The 23231-nt window shown below is 48.8% G+C and carries 16 protein-coding genes; 4 read left to right on the plus strand and 12 right to left on the minus strand.

The window, feature by feature from the left end; genetic code table 11:
- Complete coding sequence (locus tag AB4124_RS15970) at positions 1–2781, minus strand: discoidin domain-containing protein (RefSeq protein ID WP_441973570.1); 2781 nt, start codon at positions 2779–2781, stop codon at positions 1–3.
- 285 nt (positions 2782–3066) lie between these two features.
- On the opposite strand from AB4124_RS15970, the gene AB4124_RS15975 reads away from it, so the two are divergent.
- Positions 3067–4899: a glycoside hydrolase family 97 catalytic domain-containing protein gene (locus AB4124_RS15975; RefSeq protein WP_441973454.1), complete on the plus strand. Its 1833-nt coding sequence runs from the start codon at positions 3067–3069 to the stop codon at positions 4897–4899.
- Between the two features lie 107 nt (positions 4900–5006).
- On the opposite strand, the gene AB4124_RS15980 is transcribed toward AB4124_RS15975, so the two are convergent.
- The 8 genes from AB4124_RS15980 to AB4124_RS16015 form a co-directional block, all read right to left on the minus strand.
- Positions 5007–6848 (minus strand): cache domain-containing sensor histidine kinase, encoded by a 1842-nt coding sequence (locus tag AB4124_RS15980; RefSeq protein WP_441973455.1) that lies wholly within the window; start codon positions 6846–6848, stop codon positions 5007–5009.
- The gene (locus AB4124_RS15985) at positions 6845–7870 is read right to left on the minus strand and encodes a response regulator transcription factor (protein WP_100540505.1); all 1026 of its coding nucleotides are present in this window, start codon (positions 7868–7870) and stop codon (positions 6845–6847) included. Before AB4124_RS15985 ends, AB4124_RS15980 begins: the two co-directional genes overlap by 4 nt.
- Before the next feature lie 212 nt (positions 7871–8082).
- Positions 8083–9663 carry an extracellular solute-binding protein gene (locus tag AB4124_RS15990; RefSeq protein WP_441973456.1) on the minus strand — a complete coding sequence of 527 codons (1581 nt, stop codon included), beginning with the start codon at positions 9661–9663 and terminating at the stop codon, positions 8083–8085.
- A gap of 140 nt (positions 9664–9803) precedes the next feature.
- Positions 9804–10676, minus strand: coding sequence for a carbohydrate ABC transporter permease (locus tag AB4124_RS15995; protein ID WP_339270924.1), 873 nt, complete (start codon positions 10674–10676; stop codon positions 9804–9806).
- A 16-nt stretch (positions 10677–10692) separates the two neighbouring features.
- Positions 10693–11643, minus strand: coding sequence for an ABC transporter permease (locus AB4124_RS16000; protein ID WP_098742239.1), 951 nt, complete (start codon positions 11641–11643; stop codon positions 10693–10695).
- Between the two features lie 809 nt (positions 11644–12452).
- Positions 12453–13487, minus strand: a complete 1035-nt coding sequence (locus tag AB4124_RS16005) for a glycoside hydrolase family protein (RefSeq protein ID WP_441973457.1) — start codon at positions 13485–13487, stop codon at positions 12453–12455.
- 6 nt (positions 13488–13493) lie between these two features.
- Positions 13494–15305: an alpha-L-fucosidase gene (locus AB4124_RS16010; RefSeq protein WP_441973458.1), complete on the minus strand. Its 1812-nt coding sequence runs from the start codon at positions 15303–15305 to the stop codon at positions 13494–13496.
- Positions 15306–15608: 303 nt separating this feature from the next.
- Entirely contained in the window at positions 15609–16982 is a 1374-nt protein-coding gene (locus tag AB4124_RS16015; protein WP_441973459.1) for a helix-turn-helix domain-containing protein, read from the minus strand.
- Between the two features lie 299 nt (positions 16983–17281).
- Between AB4124_RS16015 and AB4124_RS16020 the strand changes: the two genes are divergently transcribed.
- Positions 17282–17602 (plus strand): helix-turn-helix domain-containing protein, encoded by a 321-nt coding sequence (locus AB4124_RS16020; protein ID WP_441973460.1) that lies wholly within the window; start codon positions 17282–17284, stop codon positions 17600–17602.
- A 193-nt stretch (positions 17603–17795) separates the two neighbouring features.
- On the opposite strand, the gene AB4124_RS16025 is transcribed toward AB4124_RS16020, so the two are convergent.
- A complete protein-coding gene (locus AB4124_RS16025) occupies positions 17796–18701 on the minus strand; it encodes a DMT family transporter (protein ID WP_441973461.1) in 906 nt (301 codons plus the stop codon).
- A 162-nt stretch (positions 18702–18863) separates the two neighbouring features.
- Here AB4124_RS16025 and AB4124_RS16030 point away from each other — a divergent pair, with 162 nt between their 5' ends.
- Together AB4124_RS16030 and AB4124_RS16035 are read left to right on the plus strand one after the other, a co-directional pair.
- Positions 18864–19271 carry a winged helix-turn-helix transcriptional regulator gene (locus AB4124_RS16030; protein ID WP_441973462.1) on the plus strand — a complete coding sequence of 136 codons (408 nt, stop codon included), beginning with the start codon at positions 18864–18866 and terminating at the stop codon, positions 19269–19271.
- 570 nt (positions 19272–19841) lie between these two features.
- The gene (locus AB4124_RS16035) at positions 19842–21305 is read left to right on the plus strand and encodes an Msr family ABC-F type ribosomal protection protein (protein WP_430108056.1); all 1464 of its coding nucleotides are present in this window, start codon (positions 19842–19844) and stop codon (positions 21303–21305) included.
- A gap of 157 nt (positions 21306–21462) precedes the next feature.
- Here the strand turns inward: AB4124_RS16035 and AB4124_RS16040 are convergent, their stop codons facing one another.
- Positions 21463–22713 (minus strand): DUF4073 domain-containing protein, encoded by a 1251-nt coding sequence (locus tag AB4124_RS16040; protein WP_441973463.1) that lies wholly within the window; start codon positions 22711–22713, stop codon positions 21463–21465.
- 323 nt (positions 22714–23036) lie between these two features.
- Complete coding sequence (locus AB4124_RS16045; protein WP_430186457.1) at positions 23037–23207, minus strand: hypothetical protein; 171 nt, start codon at positions 23205–23207, stop codon at positions 23037–23039.
- Between the last annotated feature and the right edge of the window lie 24 nt (positions 23208–23231).

A 23231-nucleotide genomic window follows, 5' to 3' on the forward strand; every position in this document is an offset into this window, starting at 1 on the left:
TTAAGGCTGCTCTGGTATATCGATCGCACCGCCGCCCACAGGCGTACGGGCCAGATTATCCACCGCTTGCTGGCCCAGACGATCCTTCAACTGCTGAACGAATAAACTCTGGAGCGCTACATGCCGGTCGGCGTATTCCCAATAGCCGTCCTCACGCGGTCTTGAATCATAATCGTTTGGAACGAGCGGTTTCACGTTCAAACCGTCTTCCGTCGGGATGTGTCCGATGACATAGTTTTGTGCCGTTGGAGGCTTCTGCGCAACAAGCCCTCCCTCGGTATTCCACATAACGTAATTCGCTCCCGCCCAGCCATGTCCGCTGCCCAGCCATCCGCGGTCGCGGACGCTGATGCGCGCACTGACGTTGTCGTACAGGCCGCCGGTGGACCAGCGGTGGTGCGGCTCGCTTGTATTGTATTCGCGAGTGGCCTTATTGTCGTACATGACATTCGGTCCTTGTACGCGGCTCTCAATGACATAAGCATGACGTGAAGTTTCCGTATAATTGCGCTGTACCAGATTTAATTGCCCTTGGATGAAAAAGCTGTAACGACGACCGCCCGTAATCACGCTGACCATGTCGTACGTTTCGCTGTCCTGTACGGTGACCCATTTGGCCTGCCGCCCGACCTGCACCAAGGCGTAGGAGAAATGGTAGCCGTCCACCTCGCGCACCCAGGCATTCTTCACGCTGTTCATCATAATGAAGCGCTCCGCGTGTGCCTCATCGGAATAATACGGGGTATCCAGAACATCGTTATCCATCTTGGTATCGGTCTTGCTCGGATCAAAATCGGAAATGGCGCGCATATTCTCAATCCCAACCTGTTCGATTCGAGATTCATCCGTCGCCTTGAACAGCTTGCCTCCACCCCATTGACGTTCAATGGCATTTGCTAATGGAGCATCCACCGTAATCCGGTTGCCGTCGATGGCCGTAATGACGCGGTCAAAATCCAGATTGAACGAGGACCATTGCTCCGTTCCCCCGGTCCCTGGCCGCATATAGATATGATCCATGCCGATCTCATGAATCCAGCGGTCATTACCGATTCTTCGAACAATGACGGAATCGCCCACCTGATAACCGGAGGCATTCTGCACATGAAACGATCGGGATCCTGCCGGAACGTACAAATCCTGAATGTCCGTCTCCGTCCCGTCCACAATAGCGGCACCGTTCGTTCCACCGACAACAATCAAATTTCTGGCCGTTGTTCCCGTGCCACGGATGATGGTGCCGTCCTCACTCTTGCCTTCACCCCGCAGCACGACCCCGCTGGCCTGAATGTTCAGGGAACCGTCGACCAGATACGTGCCTTTCTTCAGCAGCACCGCCCCCCGGAAACCATCTGCGTCACGCGGCAGCCGGGACACCTCATCAATCGCTGCTTGCAGCATCGCCGTATCATCCCCTCCGGTCGGCTGTACGGCAATCCTCGCCTGAACATCGGGCAGTTTCACACCGCCACCCATATAACCGACGTTCGAGAAATCGATGATCCGGTTCCCCTTATAATCGGGAACATATACCATCCTACCGTCTTTTCCGGTATAGGCGATTTGGCTCTGACCTTCAGGAGTTCCCTTCTTGGGCATGACGGTATAAAACAAGCTGTCGAAGTAGGTTCCCCCGTCTGTGGTTTGGAAAGTCATCCGCACCTCGTACGTGCCCGGTACCTTCATCCCACCCGGAAGCGTTAACGATTGCACTACCCCTGCCTGCAGCGCCTTTGTGCCCAGCGAACCTCTGGATTGACCGTCCTTGAACCATCTGGCGGATACAGTTCCATCCCTATTCGGAGCGATTGTTACGACTGGCAGCTCCTCGCCTTCCTCCAAGATCGCCGCCTCGCCAATCTTCTGGACCAACGCCTTATGCGTGAACGAGCTGAAGGCAATGTATTTCGCATCCTGGAACTCCTGATCATCCTTCACCACAATCCAGAAATCCGGTGTACGTATCCCTTGACCGTTGATGCTGGTTTCCGCATATAACCGGGTCGCTCCTACCTTGACCCCCGTTACCGAACCTTCGGCAGTAACCGCAGCGCTGGTTCCCACGGCTTGATATTGAATCTGGCCTTGAGGCAGCGAAATCCATTCCCCGTTCCCCCGTTTGCCGCGCGCCTCCACGGCAGATGTGCCTCCAATGTCCAAGGTCAGTTCCTCATTGTTGATATAAGGGGTTCCATCAGGCTTCACGAAGGCCAGCTCCGTTACATCGGACGGAATCCCTTGATCTCCATCCTGCATATAAAGCTCCAACTCCTTTAGCTGAACATTGAGATTTCGGCTTAGAAGCAGCGTTACCCGAATGTGGGAAGCGCTTACGGAATCAAACGTCATCACTTCCTGACCGTCCGCTCGAATGCCCCCATTTTTCGCATAGGCTCTGCTCCAAGACTCACCGTCACGGGAGTAATCGATCTCGATACTTCCCAAATGATCTCCCCGATTTAAATCCAGGACAACCTGATTGAAGGACTGCTCACTCCCCAGATCCACCTGTATGAATACACTCATGTCCTCACGGTCTGTGCTCGCCGGCTGCCAGTAGGTATCACGGCTGCCGTCAACGGCCTTCCCGGCTTCACGCCCGCTGATCTCGGAACTGGCCGTCGCCCGCTTATTCCATGCCAGGTTGACCCGTTCCATCACATCCGGTGCAGCCGTTTCCCCCTGTATTGGCGGATTGCCAAACGTAAACAGCAGAATACCCAATAGCAGTATAATTCCTCCTCTTCTTACCTGCCTGTTACGCTTGCGTACCTGTCTCATCAATCATCACCCATCCTTTGTCATAAGTAGTGATTACGATCCACCCGCAATTACATGATGCCCTCCTTTCAAACGCCTCTTGATATGCTTCTATGATAAAACAGCCGCTGCTCGCCGGACCATGCCGTAACTTGCGGAATGGCCGTGTTTTTTTATGGAGTAACACAACGTAAGAAAACACAACCCGGAGCGAACAGAGCCGTATGCTAAGCCTCTGCATTGTCCGTTACAATGAGGCTGCAATGGATACGTCATTCTTGGAGCGACAAGGAAGGAGTTTCGTTTATGGATCATGAGCTATCCCAGTCTCTGTCAGCGCCGTTTCATGCACAGCTTCATTCACCTGACGGGAATCTGCATATCACGCTGGAACAGGAGCATAACGGCCCCCTTTTTTACACGGTCATGAACAATCGATATCGCGTTCTTGAAAGGTCGCCGCTCGGGCTGATCACCGACCAATACAAATTTCAGCAAGGCATCTGCATCCAAGGGGTTGAGCACAACACGATCACGGAGCGTTACGAGCTTGTGACCGGCAAGCAAAAATCGCAGTCTTACGAAGCAAACGAGTTGGTGCTTCTGACTTCGGTAGAGAATCATCAGGTGAGAATCCGTTTCCGCGCTTTTCAGGACGGCGTCGCATACCGGTATGAGCTGCAAGGAGAAGGGGATATTCGTTTCGAGAACGAGCTCTCCGGCTTCCATCTGCCGGAGGAGCGAATGCTCAATGTCTGGGCCCAGCCGTTCATGCGGTGTTATGAACGAACCTATGACCATGCCATGCCGGATCATCTTCGGGGAGGGCATTTCGGTTTCCCGCTGCTGGTCCAATCGGCAGGGGATCATTGGCTGCTGCTGACTGAAGCAGCTGTGGACGGGGGGTATGGCGCCAGTCATCTCGCAGCGGATGAGCAAGACGGCCGGAAGCTCCGCATCGCTTACGCCCCGGATCAGGAAACGCCGATTGCCGCCAAGCTTCCGCTCTCGACGCCCTGGCGTGTCATGATCATCGGATCGCTCAGGGATCTGGTGTCTTCATCGGTAACGACTCACTTATGTCCTCCGCCCGTGCTGGAAGACACCTCTTGGATCTCTCCCGGCAGAGCGGCCTGGTCCTGGTACGCGGAAGGCGATTCCTGTGGCGATATGGACATTCAACGGCAGCATGTGGATTTTGCTGCCGAGATGGGATGGGAATACAGCGTTGTGGACGGCGGCTGGGAGAGTGTGCTGGATGCGCCTCAGCTCATCCATTACGCGAAGGCGCGCGGCGTCGGCATCTGGTTGTGGACGCATTATAAAGGGCTGAACACGGAGGAACTCCGTGAAGAGAAATTACGCCTGTGGGCATCTTGGGGTGCCGTTGGCATCAAGGTCGACTTCTTCGACAGCGACAATCAAGAGACGCTCCAGGTCTATGATGCCATTGCGGAATCCGCTGCCAGGCATCGGCTGATGGTCAATTTTCATGGATCCACCAAACCAAGCGGCGAGCACCGGACATGGCCTCACGTGATGACAAGAGAAGGCGTTTACGGTGCGGAATACTACCGGGCACAGAGTGAAGGGCCTAATGCGGTTCATCTCTGTACCTTGCCGTTTACGCGGAACGTGATCGGGTCCATGGATTTTACGCCAGTCACGTTCAGCAGGCGGACCACGACGACCCAAGGGCTTCAGCTGGCCCTGGCCATCCTCTTCGAATCCGGCATCCAGCATTATGCCGATGTGGTCTCCGTCTTCGCGGATCATCCAGGCAAGCCGCTGCTGGCCGCCGTTCCAGCCGTCTGGGATGAAACACGGCTGCTGGAAGGTTATCCGGGCCGATTCGTTACGATAGCAAGACGATCGGGTACGGAATGGTTTGTCGCCTCCATCTGTGCCGCAGGAGGACGAGACGTCCATATTCCGCTGGATTTCCTTGAGGACCACCAAGCCTACCAAGCCGTGATCTATCAGGAACAGGCGGAATCAGACGAATATCGATATTGTTCCGTTCTTCCTCCCATTGAGGTTCACACGGAAACGTGCTGCGCCAAGGATACCATCAAGATACGTCTCAAGGTGTACGGCGGCGTTTCCATCCATCTCATGCCGCAAGTGGAGAACAAGTAAAGTCTATCATTCTTGCGAGATAAGAAGGGGAAGCCTCTGAAGGTTATACTTTCTTATCACCTCAAAAAGCATAAGGCCTGACCTCCAATCCGGAAGCAGGCCTTATGCTATACATGCGGCGGACATGGCATGACCATGCGGATGGTAGTTCCTGTCCCCTCGCCCGCCGAGGTTACACGAAGTCCGTAACTCTCGCCGAATACCAGCTGAATCCGCCGATGCACATTCAGCAGCCCGATGCCTCCGGTACCGCTAAGGTTCAGGGAAGACTCAGGCACACGATTCACATGGTCGTACTCGTAGGATAACCGTGCCGTAACCTCGCGTAGCTGTTCATCGGTCATGCCGATGCCGTTATCCGTCACGCTGACCCAGAAGGAATCATCATCGCACCCGGCAGCGATAATGATGTACTGCAATGCTTCGATGCCGTCCGGAAAGGCATGCTGGAATGCATTTTCAATTAAAGGCTGGAGCGTTAACCGCACCATTTTATATAGGAGCAGCTCATGGGGAACCTCAACCCGCAGATCAAACTCCAGATCGTGCCGATGCTTCATGATCGTCATGTAGTTCAAAACGTGCTTGAGCTCATTCGCGATCGTGATCTCCTCCAGCGACGTCAGCAAGGAGTACCGCATCATAAAGCCAAGAGAGGACACCATTTCGGTAATCTCCGATGAGCCTTCAACCTCGGCATAACACACGATGGTCTCCAGCGTGTTGTACATGAAATGCGGATTGATCTGGAGCTGAAGCGCCTGGAACTCGGCCTTTTGCCGTTCGATAATCGTCTTCTGCTGCTGCAGCTCGGTCTCGTATACCCGCTCGATTAGCTCCGACAGCCGGGTCACCATCAGATTGTACCGCTGCATCATTTCCGTCAGCTCGTCCTCGCGCTTAGGAAGCTCCAAGGGAATCCACCGCCCCTGCTCCGTCTGGCGCATCCCGCGGATAATCGTCTGGATGGGCTGGGTAATGGAACGGGTGAAACGGTAAGCAAGCAGACAAGCAGCAATGAGGCTGATCAAGCCGATCGTCCAAACCGTAGAACGAATGCTGGCAATCGGTTTGCGCCACTCCTCCAGCGGCATCGAAGCAACCAGACGCCATCCGGAATAGGGGGACATCCGCGTCATGAACACCCTCTGCTCTCCATTGGCCGTCGTATATTTGAAGGATTCCTCGTCTGCGCCCATGATGGCGGCGGTCAGCTTCGGATCCTCGGCCGGAGACGATGCTTCATGCTCCAATCCCTCAGGTTGATAGACTACATGGCCGCTGGCATCCGCGATATAGAAGTATCCCCGTTCGCCCAGATCAATTCCTTTCCAGAGGGAAGATAACTCCTGGGAACGCACTTCCATGGCCAGTACGCCTTTTTCCGCTGTGGAGGATAATCCCTTGATCAGTCTCGTCATGCGTACCACACTGCCGCTGCGCCCAGGTATAATACTCTCCGTATGTATCATGAGACCGCTTTCATCCTTCGTGGTATTGCGGAGATCCGTCAGCTGCTTTGCTTTCTCCTCTGCACTGAATACCGGAGCCGTAAAGTCAGAACCGAAGCTGTACGTGGCATGTCCGTTATAAGACAGGAGATACATGGTCAGCAGCTCGGGCCCCCGTTCCATGAGAGGACGGAATACCGTATCCTTGATTGTGGAGCTGATGTGATAGTAATCATAATGGTCCGCCGGGTTAGGTAAATCCACGAATTTCTTCAATTCCCGGTTGGTCAATAAGGAGATCATCGTACGGTCGTAGGATTTAATGTACAGATCGGTATGGTTCAAGGCATTCTGCACGATTTGCGACATATGCCGGTCTAGCTGGCGGTCCAGCTCAGCTGATGAGCGGGTGTAGGTAACGATGCCGATCAACAAGGAAGTCAGCACAATGATGGATACAAAGTACAGAAACAGCTTGCGGTACAGTTTATTTTTCATCCGTTAAAGCCCAGCATCGTCCGATATTCCGTCGGCGTATGTCCCGTTACCTTCTTGAACATTTTCGTAAAATGGGGATAATCCTCGTAACCGACGTTCGCCGCCACGTCGATGATCCGCATATGCGGCAGGGCCAGCAGTTCCTTCGCCCGCTCCATTCGCCGGTGAATCCGGTACCTTACAAAGGTATCGCCCGTCATCTTCTTAAACATCGCGCTAAAATACGTCGGCGTATAACCGGCCATCTCCGCTACTTCCTCAAGGGTGATCTCCTCGGATAGATGCGTGTCGATATACGATTTCACTTCATCCAGCGGATTCTTGAAATTCCCCCACCGCTGCGTCACCAGATCCGCGGTCATCTGCTTGACCCTTAACTCAAATTCGTTCAACAGCTGCTCCTGCACCGTGTGGTGACCGATCGGTTCAATCACCGAAACCTCCATATACCCCTTCGAGACGAGACGACGGAAAATCATGCCCACCGCGTCATCCAGCAGCTGCTGGAGCTGCGGGACGCTGAGTCCCGCCGCTTGCAGATGCGCCCTCCAATCGACCAACAGCCGATCGAGCTGTTCGGTCTGCAGCATCCAGATCTCCTGCCCGATATTTTCAATCCAATCGACATAGGAAGCCAGCGAGACAATGCCTTTATTGCGGTGTTTCACAATCGCGTCAAAGGTTTGGTGCAGCACCACGCCGGTAACCGGCTTTAGCAGATAATGCTTCACCCCGTAAGCCAGACATTGCTGTGCATATTGGAATTCGCCATAACCCGATATGACGATAATTTGAATATGCCCGTACAACTCATGAAGCTCCTGACACAGTTCCAGTCCGCCCATTCGGGGCATCCGGATATCGGTCAGCAGTACATCCGGCTCGAATTCCTTGATCAGTGAGAGCGCATGCTCACCATTCACGGCCGTGTCAATGGCATCAAACTGCAGACGGTAGGTCTCCGCCATCTTGACCAAGCCTCTTCGGATTACAGGTTCGTCGTCAGCAATAAGCAACCGCATATCATTTTAGCCTCCTGTATGTAGAAGATTAAGGTATGAGGCAAACATCGAATGGAACAAGAAGGTATCCGCAGCGGATACCTGTGATGGTAAGACCGGCGGATACCTTGATTTTTCATCCTTCGCTCATTTGGGTTAAACGCTTACATATCGGATCTATTGTACACGATAGATGGAACAAACAGGAGATGCCCTACTTCCTATCTTGGATGTTATCTCGTGCGGTCTACAACATTCTCCTTGTTCTTCCAGCGCTCTGTCGCTTCCTTGATGATCTCATCCCCGCCCTTGGCACGGTATTCCTCCAGCACCTTTGGCCAATCGGAGATCGGCTGCTTGCCATAGATCATCTTCACCATGCTGTCCAGGATGAATTTAGGTCCCGTATCTCCGGTCGAAGCCAGATCCGGGAACTTGGAGAAGCTGTTCAGATTCGCCATGAACGTAATACCGCCGCGGCCTTCATTGCTCAGCACGTCGCTGAAAGCCTTGATCACGTCCTGGCCATCCTCGGTAAGGGCCGTCTGCTTCTTATTATAGGTCAGCTCATGAACGAACCACAGCTGGTTGGCTCGGAAGCCCGCTTCATCCACCTCTTGTTTGGTCACTGGCCATTTATAGTTGATATTCCCGTTCTCCATTGTGTAATTCTCGCCTTCAATCCCGAAGGAGAAGAACATATCGGCTTCCTCCGTCAGCATCCAATCCAGGAATTTAATGATTTCGATGGCTTTCTCTTTTCCCACCTTGTTATTGATATAGTACGTGGTCGATACCGAACTGTATAAGCCGAGTCCGCCCTTGCCGTCCAGTCCGGTCGGGGATGGGTAAATATCCACCTTCATCGAAGGATCCACTTCCTTCAGTTTGGTGCGGAACCCGATTAACCCCTCGCCGTTGGAGGCCCACATCCCGGATTTGCCGGCATTGATATTGCGTCCGTAATCCTCCTGAGAGAGCGAAGCGAAATCCTTCGGGATCAGACCCTCATCGTACATCGTCTTATACGTCTGGAGCGCCTTGCTCATGTTCTCGACATCGAAAAATTTCGGAACGACCTCCCCATTCAGCTCCATGAACTGGAACGGCAGCACATCGTATGCCCCAAGGAAAGTATCCGCATATTTAAAGCCCTCACGGTACTGGTATGGGTGCTCTACACCCAGCTTCTTAAAGGCACGCAGCATATCCAGGTACTCTTCGACGGTCTTAGGCGCTTCCTTGATGCCGGCCTTCTCCATGAGATCCGTGCGAATGAATGTGGCGCGGCGCGACGGATTTTCCAGCCAGGCCGGGATGCCGTAGATTTTGCCGTTATAGGATACTTCTTCCCACGCGGCCGGGGTGACCATCTTCATCAAATTCGGAGCATGTTCCTTGAGGAGATCATCCAGCGGCATGAACACCCCGGCTTCCACCGAGCCTGACATGGACCCTGTTGTTGGACCTCCCCGCATATTTCCCACAACATCCGGGATTTCATTGCCTGCAAACATCAGACTCATCTTCTGATCAAATTCCTTGTGGGACATCAAGCGGATGTCGAGATCCGTGTTTGTCATCTCCTCCAGCTTCAGCACCCATTTGTCCTTATTGATATCGGGTGACGATTCAATGTAGGTGTTGCCGCCCGTGGAGAAAGAAATCGAGAAGGCCAGCTTGCTCGAGTCTGTACCTTGCTTCGTTTCTTCCGGCTTGGGACTGACAGTTCCTTCTTCCGGTTTCCCCCCGCATCCAGCGAGCAGTGACATCATCATGACGCTGATCAGTAAGACCGTCCAATTTTTTTTCATCAACCTCTCCCCTTTTTCACGAAAAATAGACAAGTGGCTCATTCATGAGGTAAGCGCTTTCGTTAAATCCATTTCATCGTAGCTCATAACCCTCAAATGCAGTATTGGCGTTCTTATTATGGGATTGTGTTCTTTTACGATCAAGATTTGATCGAACCGATGAGCATGCCCTTAATAAAATATTTCTGCAGGAATGGGTAGACCAGGATGATCGGCAGCGTAGCGATCACAATCGTGGCCATCTTGATGCCCTCCGGGGACATGTTCGCCAGATTCTCAAACGTGGTGTCCATCTCTCCCATCTGATCGGTAATGACGATCTCTCTCAAACGAACCTGGAGCGGAAACAGTTGACGGCTATTGATATAGTATAGAGCGGACGAGTATGAATTCCAATGCGCAACGGCGTAAAACAATCCCATCGTCGCCATGACCGGCTTGGACAAAGGCAGCACGATGCTCGATATGATCCGCAGCTCCCCGCACCCGTCGATCCGGGCCGAATCAATAATTTCGTTCGGCAGATTCATGAAGAACGAGCGCATAATGAACAGATTGTACGCGCTGATCGCGCCCGGAATGATCAGGGCCCATACTGTATCCAGCATGTTCAGCGATTTAATGAGCAGATAATTCGGGATCAGGGGCGCGCTGAAGATAAAAGTGACCAGCACGAGCATGAGAATGGCTTTTCGTCCCCGATATTCATTGCGCGACAGCGGATAGGCCAGCGAGGCCGTTGCGATCAGGTTGATCCCGGTCCCCACGACAGTCACGAATACACTGATCAGAAAGGAACGCCATACGGAAGTATCGTTCAAGACGATTGCATAGTTGGAGAGCGTAAACTCAACCGGCCACAGGCCAACGTCTCCCCGTGAAATGGCCACATCACTGCTGAGCGATTGTGCCGCAACGTGCAGAATCGGGAATATCATGGCAGCCGACACAACGGCCAGGAAGATAAAGTTGAAAATTTCGAATACCGATTCACCTTTTGATCTTTTTATCATGTTTTTGGTCACCTGCCTAGTATAAGGAATTTCCGGTCGTTTTGCGGCTTATGGCGTTTCCGCCCACAATGAGCAGCAGCCCGATGAGAGATTTGAACAGCCCGATGGCCGTGGTGTAGCTGTACTGCTGTCCGAGCAGACCGACGCGGTAAATGTATGTATCCAGAATGTCGCCCTTATTCTCATTCAAGGCATTCAGGAACACAAACACCCGCTCAAACCCGAAATCAAGGAAATTGCCGATGTTCAGCAGGAACAGAATCATAATCGTTGGCAGAATCGACGGAATCGTTATCGCCAGAGTCTGACGCCACCGGTTTGCGCCGTCTACGCGTGCAGCTTCATACAGGTCCGGATTGATCCCGGCCAGCGCCGCCAGGTAAATGATCGTCCCCCATCCCGCTTCCTTCCAAATGCCGGAGCCGATCAGAATGCTGCGAATATAGCTTTCCTCACCAAGGAAGTAAATCGGTTCGAGTCCCACCCACATCAGAATCTGATTCATGATGCCCGTGGTCGGAGACAGAATGCCTACCGCAATCCCCCCGATAATGACCCAGGACAGAAAGTGCGGCATGTAGATAACGGTTTGCAGCACCCGCTTGTACAGGACAAGACGAATCTCGTTCAACAGCAAGGCCAGAATGATCGGGATTGGAAAAGCAAATACGATGCTGTACATCCCGATCAGAAGGGTGTTCCAGAAGATCCGCAGAAACTCTTCGTACTGAAACATCCGATAGAACTGATCCAGCCCCACCCATGGGCTTTCCCATATGCCTTTGAATAAGTTGTACTCCTGAAAAGCCATGGCGCTGCCAAATAAAGGGACATATTTAAATACCAAAAAATAGAGGATGCCCGGAATCGAGATGAGGTATATCGCCTTGTACTTGCGAAAGCTGGATAACCATTCCCGGCTCCGCGCTGACGGTGTTAGCCGCGTGCTTGGGTTGATGTTCGCCATAAGGACCTCCCGTTGTAAGTTTTCCTTCGTATTCATCGTATAAGCGGAGGGCCTTGCCAACAATGGTGGCATTTGTTTGTCGATGTGTTTTTTTACGATTGTGTTTAAGAGGTTGTTCAAAAAGTCCGCTTTTGATAAGAAAACCAATCGAGGCAAATTCAAGGCTGAGCGACCGCGATTCAGAAGTAGGTTTTCTTGCGATATAGAATTTCATCAACTCCGTTGATAACTTATAAATCCTATATCTAACACGAAGCGAATCAGGAAGCAGTTCGGCATCGAATCTTGAATTCAGCGGGGCCTAAGTAGAAGCTTCCGAAGCATGTTTCCTGCGGAAACATTTCAGATGCTTCCGAAGTATGTTTCCTGCGGAAACATTTTAGGTGCTCACGTACCCAAACCAAGCAGATGCTTCCGAAGTCGTTTTCTACGAAAACGTTTAGCTCCGCTCCTGACGTCCCTAGCTTCATCCAACTGAAGCGTTTTGAAAAAACGCACATCGGAAGCATAAGCTTCGGTGCTGAAAACGACCTTTTTGAACACGCACTTTAAGATGGGGATTTGAGGCGGAATAGAGAAAAAAGCCCTTCTGCTATCATGGTCTATCCGGCCATGGTAAGCAAAAGGGCTTATGGGGGAAATGAACGGAGAAGTAAAACGCAGCCGTACATGAGAGCATGGGCCGCTGAGAGTAATAGGCATTTCTCACCGCGCGCACTCCCCATACATGGTGCATGCATCGCATGAAGGTGGTCGACCTTCCATTTTTGGTGCTGTTTATCATGCTTCGAGTCGGATATGGATCACTCTTATTCGTCGTCGTTCTCCGTAATCTCCCGAATCGGAACCGCCATGTTCCAGGTCTCCGTACAATCGTAAAACCCGCGGCTCCCGTCTGAAGTCGCAGCAAACATCCAGGCCGGACGACCGTCCTCCATGAGCAAAAACGGACGTTCGAGGTTACCCATCAACCGTTCCGTGCCATCGTCCCACCGTACTCTGCGAGAGTACACGGGTTCACCTGGTTTGGTTGTCATCTTCCACTGTTTCCCGTTCGCTGACCACGCATGGACTCCGCTATAGCGCTCCCCGCAGATGGAGCCGTCCATGTCCTTGGCAATCATTTCGTACCCGCGTGCCGTACGCCAAATGAAGGGGTCTTCAATATGAATCGCTGGGGGAAACAGCGGTTCAGGCTGACGGGTGTAAGGACCGTTAACCGATTCGGCGCAGGCCAAGCCCAACTGCATGTTGCCATAGGAATGCCCTTCATAGGGACGAGATTTATAGATGAGCTTCACCGAACCGTCCTCATGAACACAGGGGGCAGGATTAGACACCAAGAAGCTGTCAAAATAATTCGGACGCGGCAACAGAACCGGATAGTCCCTCCGTGTCCAAGGGCCGGTTATGAAAGGAGCGGTCGCAACCCCGATCCGTTTGTTCGCCCTGGCAGCCACGACGAGCGGATCATTCGGAAGCAGCGGCTCCCCTTCTTCAGGGAGGGGAAACGGAAACGTCGTGCCCATGTAATAGAGGACGTATGAGCCCTCAACCTTCACGATATGCGAGTTGTGCACGCTGCATCCGTCCCAATAGGCCGGGGATCTGGCCCCGAGTACCGTCTCCTCGTATACATACGGTCCGGCCGGATGGTCGGAGACCGCACGGACAATTTCCGAGGCCGCAAGCCAGCCGGGATGCATGGGCAAAGATTTCGGCCAGCGCGAAGCAAACATATGGTACCGGCCATCCTCACCCTTGATGACGCTGCCGCACCATATCCAGTAACCCGGCATTCGAAAGCCTCCTGCAACCGGTGCAGGATCAAATACGATTTTCATGAATCATCACACCCTCTCTATTGGCAGTAGCGTAACCTTGCGCAAGTTCATTAATGAATCAGAAACCAGCAATAGTCCCCGTACTTCAAGACGATGTACGCCTGCCGAGAGAATGGTCAGTTGACCCATTTCGAATTCTCCCCAGCATCCGTCCCCACCCGTATCTTTAACGGTACAAGTCAGCTTCTGTTCATCCAGGGACAACTCGAAATGTCCCTCCGCCTGATCCGCTCCGGCGGCCAAGGTGACCATCACTCGGCACTGGACGGGCACTTCTTCCTCTGAACGGAACGTCCATTGAACAGCCGCATTTGGAGCGGTCCAACCGGTAACGCCATCATGACCACGTTTTCCATTATCGTATCGCAGGCCATCGCCCTCGATAATGCCATCATATGCCCAGAACGTATTCGGCATCCGGGATATGAACCTAGGAGTGAGATTCGTCTCCAGCGCTCCACCCAGCTTCAGCTCAACCACAGTCGCATAGGCGTCCTGAGGTACCGAACGCACATCAATCTGCCAATCCCATGGCCCAAGCCGTCGGATCGGCAGGTTGTCCTCCTTCGCCTTTGCTCCGATAGGCCTCGCATATTGAACTCCGCTAGCGAGACCAGGCAGGATCAAGAAACCGTCCTGAGGCCATTCTCTCACCAGCAGGTACAAGAGATTCTCATCCGGCTTCCATGTGCAATAACCCCACTGTGGCGTACCGATCGGACTGCCGCTCGTGCCGTATATCGCCTCGCCGTTCCGTTCCAAGAAGCTGCCCACCGTCTCCAGCAGACTTCTCGATGTATCGTCAATCGCTCCGTCTCCGAGCGGCCCGACATTCAGTACCAGATTACCGTTTGTGGCTGCCACGCGCAGCAGCTGTTCGATCAATTCGTCCGGACTCTTCCAATGGTCATCGTCATATCGGAACCCCCAGGAATCATTCAGCGTATGGATCGATTCCCAGTCCGGCTGCACCGGATGGAACCGGAGCTGGTTATCATGCGGATTGCCGTAATCCGCAAACCGGTCATCCCGCAGCCGCTTGTTAATCAAGCAATCCGGCTGCAGCCGGCGTACCAGATCATAGAACCACACGGCATGCTCGTCGCTGATCTTATGACCGCAATCAAACCACATCAACCCAATCGGGCCATAGTCGGTCAGCAACTCCTCAACTTGAGGAAGAGCCTTCTCGTGAAGGTAACGCTCGAAGCGTTCCCGCTTATCGTCATCTCCGATCCATTCCTCCAGTTGTTCCCATGCGCCGATATTCCCCGGGTAATCCAGCGTGTTCCCCTGCGAATCCGGGTGATGCCAGTCCATGGCATGGGAATAATAGATTCCCAGGCGAATCCCCTCTGCTTCGCAGGCCTCTGCCAGTTCCTTGATCGGATCTCTCGGAAAATGAGCATGACGAGTAATCGAATACTCGCTGACCTTGGAATCGTACATCGCAAACCCATCATGATGCTTGGCTGTCACGATAACATATTTTGCCCCGGACCGCTTGGCCAGCGATACCCACTCGTGCGCATCAAACGCTTCCGGGTTCATCCCGGCTGCGGCCTCCGCATACTCGGTCACCGGAATCTTTCCCCTTAACTGGATATGCTCCGCATAATTGGCATCCACCCGTTCACCGTTCCACATCCCGCCCAGTATCGAATAAGGCCCCCAATGCACAAAAAGCCCAAAGCGTGCTTCCCTCCACCAGGCTATCTGACGGTTACTATCATGATCACTTACCAGCTTATCGCTTATAAGAGCATTCGACCTTTCCTGCTCCAGTCCTGCCCCGTCTATATATTCATCCCGCTTCATGCGTACCCTCCTCACTTACTTGCCATTGGCTGCAAGTTCTTTGCTTTCATTATAGAAGTAACGTCTTGGGGGCCTCTTTGTTTTTTTGAGTTGGGGTTGTGTTTTGTTGAGGTGGGGGGAACAACCTGGACCCATGAATATGATCCTAGCTGGGTGCAAGAACAGTTGGAGAAGCCGCTGATATAAGGAGCTGAGAAAAACCCAAGCATTGAGGGGCAATCCCTGTGAATGCTTGGGTTTTATTGTCATTCATGTGCTTTTGTCCAAGTACTCTCCTATATCCAACAAATTACCTTATGGGAATTACCAACCGTTAAGACCACGATACTCCAACCGTTCCCATAAATTGTCATAACGTTGCTGATCTTCATCAGATACTCCGTGTCTGAATTGTTCAAATAATTTTACACATTGCAGTGTCGCATTTTCATTGCGAATTTTAATAGCAGACGCAAGCCCATCTAAAGCACTTTTAGCTCCCTCATCATATCTTCCTTTTGTAAAATAATAACGTGACAGTTCGGCCTGAAACCGCACATATCGCTCTGCCCTTACTAAATAATTATATGTACCGTCGTCCTTTTGATTTAATGATAAAATATGATCTTCAAACTTTAGTAAAACATGATCTATATCGAACTGAAAACGATTAGCAGCTTGAAAAATCTTGGTTAACGCAGGCAGGATTTCATCTTCTTTTGTTTCAATAAATCCCACATATTCAGCAATAATTTCAAAATCACCCATCATTACCTTATATAAATATGTATTCGCTATAGCCCACATTTTAAAATTATCTTTAATCGCAAGTGCTTCTTCCGAGTCCTCTTTAACCCAGCTCAAGTCGGAATATAATGCCACATATCGTAGTGCCTGCTCATAATCACCACGCTCATCACAGACAGCTGAACACATCAAATATGAATAAATGATATATAAAAACAATGGCTTTTGGGGCTCTCTATCATGATGATAGCGAATGCCATCCTTCTCATATTTAAAAGCATATTGAATCTTTGCCTTTCGTCCCATCTCTTTAGCCAACATATCAACCTTACTCCAATGGCGCAGAGAGCAGTATACATTGGCCAAATCTTTTAGTGCATCAAGCTGATCCACTTCATCTAAACGTTCGACGAATTCCTCAAATTTGGTGGCTGCCCGAAGATTTTTTTCCTGGTCATGACCTAATGAGATTGTAAACAGTCGATAATGGCACAGAGCTAACCGTTCAGAATGTTGATATTTCTCACTCTCGGCTACTGATTCGTAAATAATTGAGGCAGCTGAATTTTTACCCTGATTAAACAAATCCTCTGCTGTGTCATAAAGCATCGGCACATAAGCTAGGTTATCCGTCATGTATCGAACAACCTTCTGAATTAACTCCAGCTTATCCAGTTCGGCACAGCGGTACAAAAATGGCTTTAGTCTTCGCCAATTCAGCGGATAAGCAAAACATTCATCCGCATACAGCTCATAAAAGCTGCCTTCGGGAAGTCCCATCGCCGATACCATTCGATCTAATTGCTGCATAGCAATGGGGCGCACACCCTTAATAATAGTGCTTAACGTCCCTGAGTTAATTTTTGATCGTTCCGCAAATTGATTTATAGTTAATCCCGTCTTTTTCAGGTGAACATCCAATTCTGATTGTATCGTGGTTGTATGTATCAATTCAAACAACCTCCAATAAGAATATCCGCATACCGAACATCCATAATTTAGTATGACTCTATAGTAATAGTATAAATGAGTCTAACACCTGTCAATTAATGCTTAAAGTTAGTATTGCACACAATAACTCACTTTGCTAAAAGAATACCTTTTGCAATCACATGCCATACTTGAATACATTTACAATTTAACACATGAAACTTTTAAGGACAATAATTAATATATAATGAAACTTTTAGTGACTCCAATATTAACTATCTTTTGTCTACACTTCTTATATAAGAGGAGTCGATACATATATGGAAAAATCGGTTGCAGAGAGATTGGGAATTGCTATACGAGAAATAAGAAAAAACCAGAACTTAACTCAAGAGGAGCTTGCCGAAAAAATCGGGTCCTCGTTTAGCTATATAGGCAGGCTGGAAAGAGGAGAAGGCAATTTCACTATACAAACCCTCGAGAAAATTACAATAGCGCTAAACATCGACTTCTTTGACTTTATGTCATTAGGTAAACAAGATAATGAGATCATACTTGAAATTAATTCGCTGCTATTGCAGCAGGATGAAGATAGCCAATTAAGAGGATTAAACATCCTTAAAGAGTTGTATCGGAAATAAAGAATGAACATCGTAAAAGATATCTCTCTTCCTTATTCGATTCTTTTAAGGCAGCATTTCAATACGATAACTAACTCCCGATTATACGGGAGTTTTTTTGCTTTACCGAATTGATTAATGAACAGAAAGAGCTTGTTTTGAAAAGGATTGATCAAAACAAGCTCTAATATTCATTGAATCAGATTTTCTAAAACTATTCCGTTTGTTCTATCATTTTTCCCTTCGTTTGTTTGATGCGAAAATTTCCTGACAAGTACAATCCGAAAAGCACAACGATGGTGGCTACGACCGAGTACCACGTAAGCGGTTCACCCAGGATGATGGCTGCCAGGATATAGCCCGCGACAGGATTTAAAAGTAGCCAGTTGTTTGCTTTAACGGCATCTTGTTTCAATAAATAAAACCAGAGACCCATGCTAAAAATGGAGAGACCGAAGACGGACCAGATCAAGTATTCGACTAGATGCGCGTCCACATTGACCGGATTTCCAGACTCTAGGAAGAGAGCCGGAATCATAATAATCATTCCGCCAATGAATACCTGCCAAGCGTTGATCACAAGATTAGGCAATTGAAGATTGGCCTTTTTAAAGACGAGACTTCCAACAGCCATCGAAACCATTGCCAAAACAAGTAATAAAATGCCGCTTAAGGAGGCATGACTGTTTGCCAATGATGGGTAGGTTGCGATGAATAGACCTATGGCGGAAACAGCCATACCCATCCATTCTTTTGCACGAATGTTTTTCCCCATGAAGATTAGAGAAAAAAGCGCAAAGACAAAAGGATTTATGGGTAGAAAGAGATTGAATATCCCGGCGGAAATGGTTCGAAGCGCTAAGTTGCCTAGACCAACAAACAACGAGGTATTCAGCAAACCGAGAAGCAGTAAAACGCCCCACTCTCTTTTGTTAGGTAAAGGGTATTTCCCCTTTCTAAATCCATAAATAAAGATCAGTAGCAGCACCCCGGCGATCAGAAAACGTAATGTCGCTAATGTTAATGGAGACGCTGAGAGCAGACCAATTTTCATGATAATGGCCCCCGAAGCATATAAAACCGTAAAAAGTAACCCAATGAACAACCCTTTCAAATTCATGACTCAACATCCTTCTCTCTGTTCATTTTGTGCCGTTCGAACCTTGCCCAAATGAATTGAACTTAACACGGGTTTATAATAGAATATATATAAAGATTTGAGAAGTACGCATAATTTTATTATATAGTATTAATTATTGAACTATTGGGAGGGATAAGGGGTTTGGGCGATCGTAAACATAAGAACCATGTGATTCCAAGTACAGAAGGGTGTCCTGTTGAAACAACTCTGGAAGTTATCGGGGGAAAATGGAAAGGTATTATTCTCTATCACCTCATTGAAGGTCCGAAAAGATTTAGTGAATTCCGCCGCCTGTACCCGGCCATTACGCAGTTCATGCTCACGCTGCAGCTTCGGGAGCTTGAGCGGGATGGCATTATTCATCGCGAAGTATATAAACAGGTACCACCTAAAGTGGAATATTCGCTTACTGAATTCGGAAAGACATTGGAACCGATCATTTTATCCATGAAGAGTTGGGGAGCAACTTATAAAAATAGAATTGTTGATATTCGTTTACAATCGCAGGATCCTGAAGAGGATGGTCAAAATAGCCAGAGCGATGGCTAAGCGATCTATTAAAAATCCAGAATCAGAAAATACAATTCAAAACCAAGCACCCTTTTCAACAACAGGTCAAGTTCTTCTAGCGATCTAAGGGTCTGCTCACATCTACTCGTTATTGTGGCTGCACTCTATTGTATTGACAGGTATAGCAGCCAATGTTATGATTCAACGTATCATTTATGAGGAGGCTCGTGATCTATGTTACATTCCATGCGTATAAGATAAGTTGGCAATAAAAAAAGCGGATTTTCCAAACCACAAGTGTGGGCTTTTTTTGAGCTGCTTATTTCCTGCGTATGTAGACATAGATTGCGACACGGTTAGCTTGTTTGCTATGCCTTTGTATCGCCATCTTCTCTCGTTATCCATGCAGATTTAAGCCCCATTGTGGACTCGGATCTGTATTTTTTATTGCCAAAAAACAGCCGGACGATAAAAAATACAGAAAAATAAATATGAAAAGGGGCAGATCTTATGAGATCCATGCATTGGTACTTCTTTATTTAGACCTCTCTTCTTCAATCGCAGGAGATCCTGCGAACAGAAACTGCGATTTTTGAAGGAGGAAACAATATGGAATTATTGATAAAAGCAAAAGATATGGTTGTGGAATATTCGGGGCGCGATGTTCTGGACATTGATGAACTGGAGCTTTACGACTACGACCGAATCGGTCTGGTTGGTGCGAACGGAGCAGGAAAAAGCACACTGCTAAAAGCCCTGCTGGGGGAAATTCCTTTGTCCCATGGTACAGTCATTCGGGAAGGTAACTTCAGTTATATTCCCCAGTTGGACGATGTCATTGTTCAAGAGATTCAAGATTACGCTTTAATCGGCAAGCTGGGAATTGAGAGCTGTGAAGCGGAGAATATGAGCGGCGGTGAAGAAACACGGCTAAAAATAGCCCAGGCCCTCTCCGGAGAAGTGCACGGAATTTTTGCCGATGAACCGACGTGTCACCTGGATCGGGATGGCATAGACTTTCTGATCCACCAGCTTAAATATTTTTCCGGCGCCTTGCTCATCATCAGTCACGACCGTTATTTCCTTGACCAAGTCGTCGACAAGATCTGGGAGTTGAATGAGGGGAAAATCACGGAGTACTGGGGCGGATATTCCGATTACTTGCGTCAGAAGGAAGAGGAACGGCATAGCCAGGCTGCAAAATATAAGCAGTTTACTGCGGAACGGGAGCGGCTGGAGAAAGCCATTACCGAAAAGCTTAACCAGGCTCGAAAAGTGGATCAAAAGGCCAAGGGCGCTTCACGAAAAAACAGCTCCGAAAGCGGAGGCCGCCTGGCTCATCAAAAATCGACGGGCAGCAAACAGAAAAAGCTCCATAATGCCGCTAAAAATATGGAGCATCGAATCGAAGCTCTTGGTGAGGTGAAACCCCCTGAAGCCATGCGATCCATCCGTTTTCGGCAAAGCAAAGCCTTGGAGCTTCATCATCCGTTTCCGATTACCGGGAAAGACATCTACAAACAGTTTGAGGGCAAGGAGATATTCGAGGAGGCCTCCTTCCAGTTTCCATTGGGTGCCAAGATCGCAGTCACCGGTGCGAATGGATCTGGCAAAACGACGCTTCTCAAGATGATACTCCATCGTGAACATGGTATTTCCGTATCCCCTAAAGCGGAAATCGGTTATTTTTCCCAAACGGGTTACAAGTTTGACCGTGATCAGGGGGTTATGGAGTTCATGTTGGAAGACAGTGATTATGAGGTATCGGAAATTCGAGCCGTTCTGGCATCGATGGGATTTTCTCAGCAGGACGTACGCAAGGCATTATCCGTGTTGAGCGGCGGAGAAATCATGAAATTGCAGCTTGCCAAAATGCTGTTAGGACGGTACAACATCCTGCTGATGGATGAACCCAGCAATTTTCTGGATCTTCCTGCGGTGGAAGCACTGGAACAATTGATGAAGAACTATGCGGGAACGATCATTTTCATTTCGCACGATATCCGTTTGATAGAGAATGTAGCTGATACCGTATATGAAATCAGGGACAAAAAAATCATTCAGAGGGCTTAACGACTGTTCGGGTCTTCGAGTGGGTAAGCGGGGTTCAAACACAAAGAAAAATTTGAAGACAGCACTTCGTAATATGATCAATTAGGGCACCCATATGGGTGCCCTAAGTTTTGGCGTTTAACAGGACACCAATATTAGACATCGTTCTATTCAGACATTATTTTTTGAAAGTCACCTTTTTAGATAATCCATCTTCCAGGTTCATTTCACCTTTGTGGCGAACGAATACATTTTGGTTTCCTTCAAATTTTGGAGGGTTCTTCGGATCATAGTCAACCCAGCGACTATTCCCATTTCCATTTCCATTCACAGAGTACTCCATGTATTGGGTAGCACCAATAAGCTCATTTTTCTCATCATCAGCTTCAACATGAGGTGGTAATTGAGCAACCGTACCATGATGCACACCCAGCTCTTTAATAACTTTATCTGTTTTATAATCATACGCTTTTATTATTACATCATTTCCGTTCACTTCAACCTGAAGTCCCTGTTTAAAATCAATGCCGGTTTGCACTTCGCCACCATTAGGACCTGCCGATGCCCAGCCCATTTGAATACCAGCTGTGTTCACAACAGTAAAACCACGCTTATCTCCACCTTCAACTACCTTTTTACCTGCCCAATCCGGAAGATTCAGATCCCAGTGACTGTGGCTTGTAAAGAGAATGACTTGTGGGTAATCCTTTAAGATTCCTTCTAATTTATCCTGGTCTAAGTAATCACCTGTATAGGGGGATTGATTGGAGCCTGAAATACTATCCTTCAGGACATGATGACTAAAGAGAAAGATGGGTTTATTGGGATCATTCTTTGAATATTCTTCAAGATTCTGCTTTAACCAATCAAGCTGCTCATCACTGAGATAAACCTCATCCCACAAGGATTTATCATGGTAGTGCATATATTTTTCGGTTCCTATGAAAAGCAGCGGATATCCGTCTAACTCTTTTTTATGGTAGACTTTCTCTTCCCCAGTAAAGTTATAAAAATTTTGGAACATTTCGGATTCCGGCGTATCATTTGGCCACGTGTTTTGCGCTAATTTGTTCGGTGCTGCCCATTTCGGTTTATAAAACTCATGATTTCCTATGCTGTACCAAACATGTTCTTGATGAGGATTACTATCTAACACCTGTTGTACGGCTTGATATTCAAAATCCCACCCTCGGTCTGTAATATCACCATTCACGATTAATGCTTTTGAAGCAGGGTTTACCTGTTTCATATCGTTAAGCACATGCTTAAAATCATTGTAATCCCCTTGAATGTCACTAATGACATCAAAAGTAAGACCTGGATCTTCGGAGAATAGATGTTCATCCAGTTTTGCTTGAGCTGATCCTGAAAAAGCACCCATATTGAAAATAATAGATGTTGCCATAATACTTGTTAGTAGCTTCTTCACAATTATTCCTCCTAGTTATCATCATTTTCAGAATATGATCCGCAAAACGATATAAGTTTCTATTTTATAGTAAACCGGAAATATTAAGGTAATATTCTACTGGAGTAAATAATGAACAAAAAAATGTAAATAAACCAAAGCTGCAACCATATTTATAGAAAATAAAAACACATTCGAATTTGAATGTGTTTTTTATAGCTACTCCTGAAAGTCCGATACCCGCCATTTCATGCCGCAATGCAGCTGATGCTCGCGGCGAAAGCGATGGGGCTCAGATAATTGTTCTTGTCATTTCATTATTATCCTTTTCTTTTTCTTCCTTCTTATTTCTTAAGCAGATTAAAGATCGCCTCAAGCCGTATGCTGTGATTGCATGACTCGCAGGAATAGTTCCCTTTCCGGTTTTCCTTGAAATTTTTATATCCCGTGCTTCCTTCGTACAGCCGAAATGTCTTCTTGCAGCAAAAGCACTCCACCTCATAATAAATCAACATGCTCTCTCCTCCTTGGGAGCGTTC

Origin of the sequence: Paenibacillus sp. 2KB_20 (assembly GCF_052115765.1) — a bacterium.
Lineage (GTDB): Bacteria > Bacillota > Bacilli > Paenibacillales > Paenibacillaceae > Paenibacillus_AQ.